The organism is Calothrix rhizosoleniae SC01, assembly GCF_900185595.1.
GTDB lineage: Bacteria > Cyanobacteriota > Cyanobacteriia > Cyanobacteriales > Nostocaceae > Calothrix_A > Calothrix_A rhizosoleniae.
Window position 1 is genome coordinate 1 of the sequence record NZ_FYBH01000069.1, and the last position, 8,808, is coordinate 8,808.

Here is an 8,808-nt window from a genome sequence, read left to right on the forward strand (position 1 = left end):
ATGACCTTGGAGGGTTTGCAGCAATTTACCATTGATGTGCCACACCCGGGCTGTACCGTCAGATGAGGCGGTGACAATGTGCTGACCATCGGGGCTAAAGCTGGCGTGTCTGATCCTGTCCTGATGACCTTGGAGGGTTTTGCGTTTAGGGAGATTAAGAACAGAATTTAAAGCCCATACTGGACTGGTGGTAGGATATTTTTCTAAAGGTTTTCCACCCTTTACCAGTGCTTTTAACCTTTGTCCCGCCTCCATGGCTGTAACTACTGTTTCTGGTGTTTTTTCATCCTCAAACTGACGTAAGACTACATTCCCTAATCTTTCTAACTCCGTTCCCTCCCGTGCTTCCTGTAGTTGCTGATTGGCTATGCCTGCAAATATCACTGCAATCACCGCTCCTACTAAGGACACCAACAAAATCGTTATCCCAATCATAGTTTGTCGCCGGGTTTTCCTTTGCGCTTGGGCAAATTCCCATTTTTGACTAGCGGTAATAAACTGATAATCTTGATTACTTAAACTCTTCCCTTCCGCCCATGCCAAAGCCTTACTAAGATTTTTCCCTTGTAACAAGTGGGAACTATCCTCACAATTAGACTGAAACCAAGCATCAAAAGCCCTAGCATAAAAATCCGGACGCAGATTCTTTAACTCTTGATTAACCCAATCTAAATTAAAAATCGATTGATAAATACGGTTATAAACCCTAAGACTTCCTTGGTGTTCCACCACCAACCCCGACAACCGTAAATATACCTGTTCCGGTGTCGCAGATACTGATAATCCCCCCAACCCCCTTGATAAGGGCGGCTATTGCCAATATTCCCCTCCTGTTCCCTTGATTTTGTTAAGGGTACTACCTCTTGTTCTTGTCCCCCCCTTTGTAAGGGGGGATTAGGGGGGATCTCCAATGTAGAATTAGGGGAAACCAAAATTTGTTGATACAATCCTAACAACCTCCCCGTTAGTTGTCCCCCACCCCGTAAAATCCTGTCCCGAATCGTCCTTAAATGCTGCGGTTCGTCCTGTGCTTCCCAATTCTCAATTACCAGAGACTGTACCAACTCCCCCACCCATTCCCTAATCCCCTCCTCCGGAATCACCCCATCACCCACAATTAACTTACAGAGCTTTTGGGTAAGAAAAGGTTGTCCCCCAGTCCAATGCAATATCCCATCCATCACCGCCATCGGCTGATTAGTTTTCTCCGCCAAACCCTGCGCCAGTGGTTCCGCTTCCTCTAACTGAAAACCAGTCAATTCAATCGCCCTACCAATATTAAAGGATGTGCGGCGTTTATCTTGAATTAAGTCACCAGGAGTCGCCACCCCCAACAGAGCAAAAGTCAACCGTTGATATTCCGGCTTAGAAGCACGGCTGTTATAACATTCCCGAATCAAAGCGAAAAAATCATCAACGGAAAAATTAAGGCTTAAAACACTGTCAATTTCATCGATAAAAATGACAATATTTTTTGAAATTGATTGTAATAAAACAGACTCAAAAAACTTACTTAACTTATTTGCCGGAGAAAGCAATCCTTTCTGCATCCACCAATCATTCAAATCAAAATCATCGTAAATCTCTAAGCTATTAATAATACTATCAATAATCCCCGCGTACCATTGTTCTGATGTAATATCTGCTGTACCAATATTAGTAATATCAATCCCCACACAAGCGTAATTATCAGCCTGCAAGCGTTCCATCGTTTGCACCCGCAGACTGGACTTACCCATTTGCCGCGAATTCAACACATAACAGAATTCACCATTTCGCAAAGCTTGATATAACTCATCATCAGCCTTCCTTTTCACATAGGTAGGAGCATTAGTGGGTAAACTACCTCCTACTTGGTATTGGTATGATGGCAGATTGGCTTGACTCATGGGATATTTTAGATGGATTTTGATCTGAAGTTTAACTACTAATTTTCTTCGCGGTTTTTCGGATTATTTTATTGAGCACACAACCGATATCTAGTAAGGTGGGCATTGCCCACCCTACCCCCTCAAACGTTCTCGGAAATACAAGCCATATAAATCACACAAAGGCATGACATCGTTACCCTGAAACTTCACCAAACCCATACTGCGTAGCTTAAACGCAGAACCCGTATCTAACCTTACTGGCTGATTATCAGTAATTACTTGCCTCATCGCCGCCACTAACTTGTCATCCTCCCGTAAATTAGACAAATGACGGCGCAAATGGTCGTTAAACATTCCTTCTTCCGTCGGTGCAATCTGTAACAAACGCGACAAACTCATCCTGCCACGGGCAATTTCATACAATGCCCTCCGCACCAAGTAAGGATGTCCCCCCACCATTGCTATCAGTTGCTTAACTTCGTCATCACCCCAACTCAACTGGTGTTTTTGTACCAAATCCTCTATTTGTGACTGGTTGAACTCTGATAACTCAATAGGCAAACCCACATTAAACGGTGACTGATTGATATTCAAAGGGATATAAACCTCCTTAGAATGGACAATCGCTAATCGCAATTTTTGCCAAGTTCCCTGATTCTTGGACTTCTCATGCCAAGCCCGTAACAAGGCAAAAAATTCTGCTGCTACTTCCGGGTGTTGAAAAATTTGATCCACCTCATCCAAACCCAAAACCACCGGGCTTTTAATCTCTGATAGCAGGTATCTTTGAAAATAGTTGGTACACTTATTCTTACTACCCAGCACACCCTGCCAATATTCCGCCAATTTATCCGGTAAATTTAACTCTTGGGCAATGCTACCGCAGAACCACTGCAAGAACTTATCCAAACTGTCGAGAAACTCTGCATCAGCAGATTGCAAATTCAAATATGCAGTTTGACAACCTTGCTTTCTGGCATAATCCAAAGTCCGGGATAACAGAGAAGTTTTTCCCATTTGTCGCGGTGCTTTAATGCGAATTAATGCCCCCGATTGTAAAATCGTTCCATAACAGTCATCCTCAATTGGCGGACGGGCAATGTAAAAATCAGAATCCAGGCTTACTTGCCCTTCCGGTTGCTCAAATTTACTAGACTTAGCCGCATGGTTAGGAATAATGGTTGTTGGTAAAGAAGTTTCCGCTTCACTTTCACTCAACAAATTTCGGAAAAATCTAGCAATTTGCTTAAACAGAGAAGGTTTTTCTGTCTGAATAGAAGTACTGCTTGTCAAACTTGTATGTTGCTGTCCTTTCCCATTCAAACTTGGATTTGGCGTTGCAATTACCGTCTCTGCCTGTTCCAATCTCAACAGATTATCTAAGGCTTTCAGGGCAACCGCAGCATTCTCATAACGCTGACGATAGTCATAGCGCACCATTGTATCTAATATTTCTGCAAAAGCTGGGCTAATATGGTCACATTCCCGGAACAAAGCACAACACAACTCACCATTATTAGGATCTCGCGGTAGGGTGCGCGGATCTACATACAACCCAGTCAAAGCCTGAAAACCAATAATTCCCACCGCATAGACATCGCTGCTAAACTGAGGACGACCAACTTGTTGTTCTCCAGGCATATAACCGGGAGTTCCAATGGCAACTGTCTGGGACATTTGCCCTTGGGGAGCGGTTCCTAAACTAGCAATTTCCTTAACTATGCCAAAGTCAATCAGAACAATCTTGCCATCTATTCTGCGTCTGAGATTCTGTGGCTTAATATCTCGGTGGATCACATTTTGTTGATGTACAAACGCCAATACCTCCAGGATTTCCTTTAACAGTTGCAATACCTGTTTCTCTGTTTTGGGATAACCTGAATGAATTTCCTGACTCAAATCATACCCATCAATAAATTCCTGAACTAAATAAAATTGCCCATTCTCTTCAAAGTGGGCAAATAACCTGGGGATTTGTTCATTGGCATTACCCAACCGATATAAAGTTTCTGCTTCCCGATTAAACTTATTCTCAGCAATCTCCAAAATCCTGGGGTTGGTGTTCTTCGGTTGCAGGTGTTTAACGACACATTGAGGACTTCTGGGTAAATCCAAATCTTTAGCAAGGTAGGTATCACCAAATCCTCCACTACCGAGTAGTTGAGTAACGTGATAGCGATCGCGCAGTGTTTTTCCTATTACAGAATACTGAGTCATGCTAAATTGATTATTATTTTTAATAGTTATAAGTATTTATTGATAGCTATAAATACGATAGTTGTAAATACAACAGTGGGTAGTTAAATTACGGTTGTCTACTGAACCTATACCTTAATTTTGTTAAGCTAATAAATTAAATGCTTTGCTTAATTAAGTAGATACTTTGATTAGATTCAATTATCACATGAAGTTTATGTAACGCGATGTGCAACTTAATATTTCGCAAAAGTATAAAATCTAGTCATAGCAATGAATCTCTGGTGGAGTGTTTTGTCTTGCTCTAAATTACTCATCTCTGGAATGATTGTGACATAAGAGTTTTGGGAAAGTCGCACACGGCGTTTATGTAAAAATTATAAAGACTATACAGTAATATCCTGGTTAATCTCGGGCAAAAATAAAGTTTATGTAAAGATAAAGTTATAATACTTGAAAAACTTAGTAGGTTAAGATAGAACGATGCAATAATTTTGTTAAAAATAATTGATTATCTGTCCATAAGTAAGATAGGAACTATAGTAGTCCTAAATCATTTGTGAATATAAGCTAACGACTTTTGGTAAAAGTTGGATGACTGGGGTATTTCATTTTCACAAATCAAATAGGATTACTGTATAGCTTGATCTAATTTTGGCGTGAAAACTACCGCCATGTGAGCTTTTCATTAACCGGGGTTGTCTGATGTAAGTCCTGAGAAAAATAAAGCAATATTTATTATTATGTCACGAGCTTACAACCGGGATAAATTTGACTACCTTCGTGAATGTGGAAGGATAAATTATAATTCTTCCCGTCCAACTCCTGGTGTTTTGTTAATTGGTGGTGCAGAAGGGTCTAAATCAGGGGAAGATTCAGCCACTCGATGGTTTCTAGAACGAATAGATGGGGGAAATTATTTAGTTCTGCGTTCTGGTGGTATCGGTTCTCAAGCTGATTGGATTTGTGATTATTACCGAGATTTTGTTGGTTCATCCGCAGAAATTTCCATTGATAGCCGAGACGCAGCCAATGATCCGGATGTGATTGATTATATCCGTGATGCTGATGGTTTATTTATAGCAGGTGGTGATCAAAATGATTATGAAGATTATTGGGAAGGATCTGATGTAGAAGATGCTATTAACTACCTAATTAATCAAAAAAGAATTCCCATTGCTGGTACTAGTGCTGGGATGGCTATTTTAGGAGAGTATTATTATGCACCTGCTCATCAAGGGGTAATCAGTTCAGAAATATTAGACAACCCATTTCACCATAATACAAAGGATATCTATCATAGTGATTTCATTCAAGTTCCCATCCTCAAAAATGTGATTACCGATACTCATTTAGATAGAATTAATCGGAATCATCCAGAAGCAAGATATGGTAGAATCTTCGGATTAATGGCTAGAATTTTCGATAAAAATTACAATCAAGTACCAGTATATGGAATAGGTTTAGAAGAAGGGGCATTTGTTGCTATTGATGAGAATGGAATTGCTGAGGTGTTTGGTAATGGAACAAAAGAGGGACAAGATGCCTATTTTTTACAAACCACTGGAGTCCCACCAGAACAAATTGAACAGGATTATCCTTTAATTTGGGATTGTCAAGGAAGAGCTGTTGAAGTTTATAGAATTTCTGGAACCCCAGAAGGAAGTGGATATTTTGACCTAAATAATTGGTCAACTGCTTCTGGAGGAATGTGGGAATATTGGTATACCACTGGTGGTTATTCTGGCTTTAATCGAAGATTAGTAGGATATTAGAGCGCTAAGCGCAAGTAATAAGTGAGCCATTGCGGTGGACGGTAAGCCATTGCGGTGGACGGGTTCCCCGGCATAAAGCAAATGGCGAACTCCGAAGGAGTAATAAGTAATTTACAACTCAAATAGGATTGGTATAGTTTTACTAAGGTTTGTCCTTCTATTTTCTGCCAAAGTTAATGCAAAATACTCGTCTTAACAACCTATTTGATGCGATCGCCCAAAATATAGGACAATGGTTTCTCAACCCTTGGCGACGTATATCCTTATGTATTGTCAGCTTTTTGTTTGGTTTTTTTATGGGGACAGCAGTCGCCACTACTACCGGACAACAGGCAAGAATTGACATTTGGATCGCTGCTATTTTAGTGGTAATGACGGAAGTAGGGAGTAAAATAATTTATAGTCGTAGCCCTCAGCAACAACGTATTCTTTGGGTAGAATCCCTCAATTATTTTAAAGTTGGTCTAATATATAGTCTGTACGTCGAAGCCTTGAAATTGGGTTCCTAACTATAAGTAATAAGTAATAAGTAATAAGTAATAAATGAGCCATTGCGGTGGACGGTAAGCCATTGCGGTGGACGGGTTTCCCGGCATAAAGCAACTGGCGCAACCCGGAGGGGTTCCCCGGCATAAAGCAAATGGCGAGCTCCGAAGGAGTAATAAGTAATTTGTCCTTCTCGTTGATAATTAATCATCAACATTATGATAATTTTATGGGTGATATAGCAATGGACATATTGGTTAGGACAGCATTGTTTGATTAAAGCACTATCAACTATCAACTGAAAAAACGTCCTAACTTGGCTGGCTATAGCTATAATACTGACAAATTAAAACCATTAGTATGAATGCTTGGCTACAGGATATATTTACCATTACGGAATTGAACCCAACATGGCAGCAACAAGCCATAGATGCAACTTTAACAGATAAATTGAGAACAAAAGCTTTTGCAATTACTCCAGAAAATGTAGAGGAAGTAATAGAAAATCGCTTTCATTTGTTTAAATCTATTTACCCTGCTTTTAGCCAATTTTGCCAAACCAATTTGCAAATACGACCCGCAAAAATGTTAGGGATATTGTGGGATTATTGGCTACCTTTAGGAATTAAAATTGCATCCCAACGCCAGCAATTAGGACATCCTTTTATCCAAGGAATATTGGGAGGACAGGGAACGGGAAAAACCACAATGTGTGGGGTTATGAAAATAATTCTGTCTCAATTGGGATATACCTGCTTGAGTTTATCCTTAGATGACTTATACAAAACCTATAGCGATCGCTTAATCTTACAACAACAAGATCCTCGGTTAATTTGGCGGGGTCCTCCAGGAACCCATGATGTAGATTTGGGTTTGCATGTCTTACAACAAATTCACCAGGGAAATAGTCCAATTGTAGTCCCTCGTTTTGATAAATCTCTCCATCAAGGTGCAGGCGATCGCACTACCTCGAAAATAGTCCATAATATTGATATTGTCTTATTTGAAGGTTGGTTTGTAGGGGTAGAACCAATCAATCAAGTTGTATTTGATCATCCACCTCCACCAATTATGACAACAGAGGATAAAAAATTTGCCCGTGACATGAATCTTAAACTTCATGACTATCTACCTCTATGGAACCAATTAGATAGTTTGATAATGCTCCATCCCCAAGATTATCGTCTTTCTTTAACCTGGCGCAAACAAGCTGAACATCAAATGATTGCAACAGGTAAACCAGGTATGTCAGACACTCAAATTGAAAATTTTGTCAATTTTTTTTGGCGAACTCTCCATCCAGAATTATTTATTCCACCATTATTAGAAACACCAACAATAGTTGATTTAGTAATTGAAATTAACTGTGATCATCTCTGGAATAAAATTTATCAACCAGGGCTATGTGCAAGTAATAAGTAATAAGTAATAAATAATAAGTAATAAGTGAGCCATTGCGGTGGACGGGTTCCCCGGCATAAAGCGACTGGCGCAACCCGTAGGGGTTTTCCGGCATAAAGCAAATGGCAAACTCCGAAGGAGTAATAAGTTTACTGTTCATCAGTTTGGTGCTTCAACCATGTCCGCACTCTAATTGTGTAGTGATATATATTGTTGTTTAAGATTTGTATAAATAAAGCCAATTACTACGAAAAAAATATGACTTTATCAAAAACAGGGATAAGCTGAAAGTATTTGAAAGATATTTTTTACTCTTGCAAGGAAAATTATTATGTCTGATGTTGGTTTCACCCATGTTGCATTAACAGTCAGTGACATGGAAAAAAGCATCGCATTCTATGGTAAGTACGCAGGAATGACTGTAGTCCATCGTCGCCAAGATCCAAAAAACAATTCAGATGTGGCTTGGATAGGTGATTTGACTCGATCTTTTGTAATTGTACTAATGCAAGTAAATCAAGTAAAGAATACTCTTTTACCAGCTTGTCATCTTGGAGTAGCTTGTAACACTCGTGAGGATATCGATCGCTTTTGTGAGCAAGCTAAATTGGAAGGTGTGTTGTTAGATGGTCCCCATGATTGGGGTACTCCCGTTGGTTACTGGGTATTTATCCGCGATCCTGATGGTCACACTTTAGAGTTGTCTTATGGTCAAGAAATTAGTTTTATTGTTGAAAATGCTCGGAAGCAATTATGTTAGAGACAAAAAGGGGAAGTCAAAAGTAGCTCACAGATTATACTGATTCCACTGATTTATGTGATTGGGATGTCGCTCATCACATCATTCCCTCATCCCTCCCTATTCTTCATGGTGACGGTTAATCCAAATTCCCCTTAATCCTGCTGTATTTGCTGCTTGATAATCTTCTTTGATGCTATCTCCAATATGCCATGCTGCTGTTGGAGAACAGTTATGTTTTTCTAGAGCGATCGCAAAAATTTTCGGATCGGGTTTAGCTATACCCACTTGGGTAGAAATGGTAATGGAACTAAAAAAATGTTTGAGCTCTAAATCTTCT

The 8,808-nt window shown here is 39.8% G+C and carries 8 protein-coding genes and 1 pseudogene; 4 read left to right on the forward strand and 5 right to left on the reverse strand.

All coding sequences use genetic code 11. From position 1 onward, the window contains the following. The 3 genes and pseudogenes from CALSC_RS28135 to CALSC_RS27255 all read right to left on the reverse strand — a co-directional run. On the reverse strand, window positions 1-435 hold a 435-nt coding region (locus tag CALSC_RS28135; protein ID WP_407641880.1), incomplete at its 3' end, for a WD40 repeat domain-containing protein. Window positions 436-684: 249 nt separating this feature from the next. Further along, window positions 685-1,889: pseudogene (locus CALSC_RS04120) on the reverse strand (AAA-like domain-containing protein); the annotation flags it as partial. Window positions 1,890-2,003: 114 nt separating this feature from the next. Further along, window positions 2,004-4,088, reverse strand: coding sequence for an AAA-like domain-containing protein (locus CALSC_RS27255; protein ID WP_088240147.1), 2,085 nt, complete (start codon window positions 4,086-4,088; stop codon window positions 2,004-2,006). 722 nt (window positions 4,089-4,810) lie between these two features. Between CALSC_RS27255 and CALSC_RS04130 the strand changes: the two genes are divergently transcribed. Together CALSC_RS04130 and CALSC_RS04135 are read left to right on the forward strand one after the other, a co-directional pair. Further along, window positions 4,811-5,842, forward strand: coding sequence for a cyanophycinase (locus tag CALSC_RS04130; RefSeq protein WP_088240148.1), 1,032 nt, complete (start codon window positions 4,811-4,813; stop codon window positions 5,840-5,842). A 176-nt stretch (window positions 5,843-6,018) separates the two neighbouring features. Beyond that, a complete protein-coding gene (locus CALSC_RS04135; protein WP_088240149.1) occupies window positions 6,019-6,351 on the forward strand; it encodes a DUF565 domain-containing protein in 333 nt (110 codons plus the stop codon). Here CALSC_RS04135 and CALSC_RS04140 read toward each other — a convergent pair. After that, window positions 6,348-6,545, reverse strand: a complete 198-nt coding sequence (locus CALSC_RS04140; RefSeq protein WP_159460559.1) for a hypothetical protein — start codon at window positions 6,543-6,545, stop codon at window positions 6,348-6,350. The genes CALSC_RS04135 and CALSC_RS04140 overlap by 4 nt on opposite strands. A gap of 143 nt (window positions 6,546-6,688) precedes the next feature. Here CALSC_RS04140 and CALSC_RS04145 point away from each other — a divergent pair, with 143 nt between their 5' ends. Beyond that, window positions 6,689-7,750, forward strand: a complete 1,062-nt coding sequence (locus tag CALSC_RS04145) for a glycerate kinase (RefSeq protein ID WP_200817559.1) — start codon at window positions 6,689-6,691, stop codon at window positions 7,748-7,750. A 310-nt stretch (window positions 7,751-8,060) separates the two neighbouring features. Then, the gene (locus CALSC_RS04150) at window positions 8,061-8,489 is read left to right on the forward strand and encodes a VOC family protein (protein ID WP_088240151.1); all 429 of its coding nucleotides are present in this window, start codon (window positions 8,061-8,063) and stop codon (window positions 8,487-8,489) included. A 99-nt stretch (window positions 8,490-8,588) separates the two neighbouring features. Here the strand turns inward: CALSC_RS04150 and CALSC_RS04155 are convergent. Next, a partial coding sequence (locus CALSC_RS04155) for an HAD-IA family hydrolase (protein ID WP_143288144.1) occupies window positions 8,589-8,808 on the reverse strand: 220 nt, incomplete at its 5' end.

Bases quoted from the DNA above. Each gene is read 5' to 3' on its own strand.
- CALSC_RS04140 (WP_159460559.1), bottom strand. From the start codon at position 6,545: ATGTTGATGATTAATTATCAACGAGAAGGACAAATTACTTATTACTCC.
- CALSC_RS27255 (WP_088240147.1), bottom strand. From the start codon at position 4,088: ATGACTCAGTATTCTGTAATAGGAAAAACACTGCGCGATCGCTATCAC.
- CALSC_RS04145 (WP_200817559.1), top strand. From the start codon at position 6,689: ATGAATGCTTGGCTACAGGATATATTTACCATTACGGAATTGAACCCA.
- CALSC_RS04135 (WP_088240149.1), top strand. From the start codon at position 6,019: ATGCAAAATACTCGTCTTAACAACCTATTTGATGCGATCGCCCAAAAT.
- CALSC_RS04150 (WP_088240151.1), top strand. From the start codon at position 8,061: ATGTCTGATGTTGGTTTCACCCATGTTGCATTAACAGTCAGTGACATG.
- CALSC_RS04130 (WP_088240148.1), top strand. From the start codon at position 4,811: ATGTCACGAGCTTACAACCGGGATAAATTTGACTACCTTCGTGAATGT.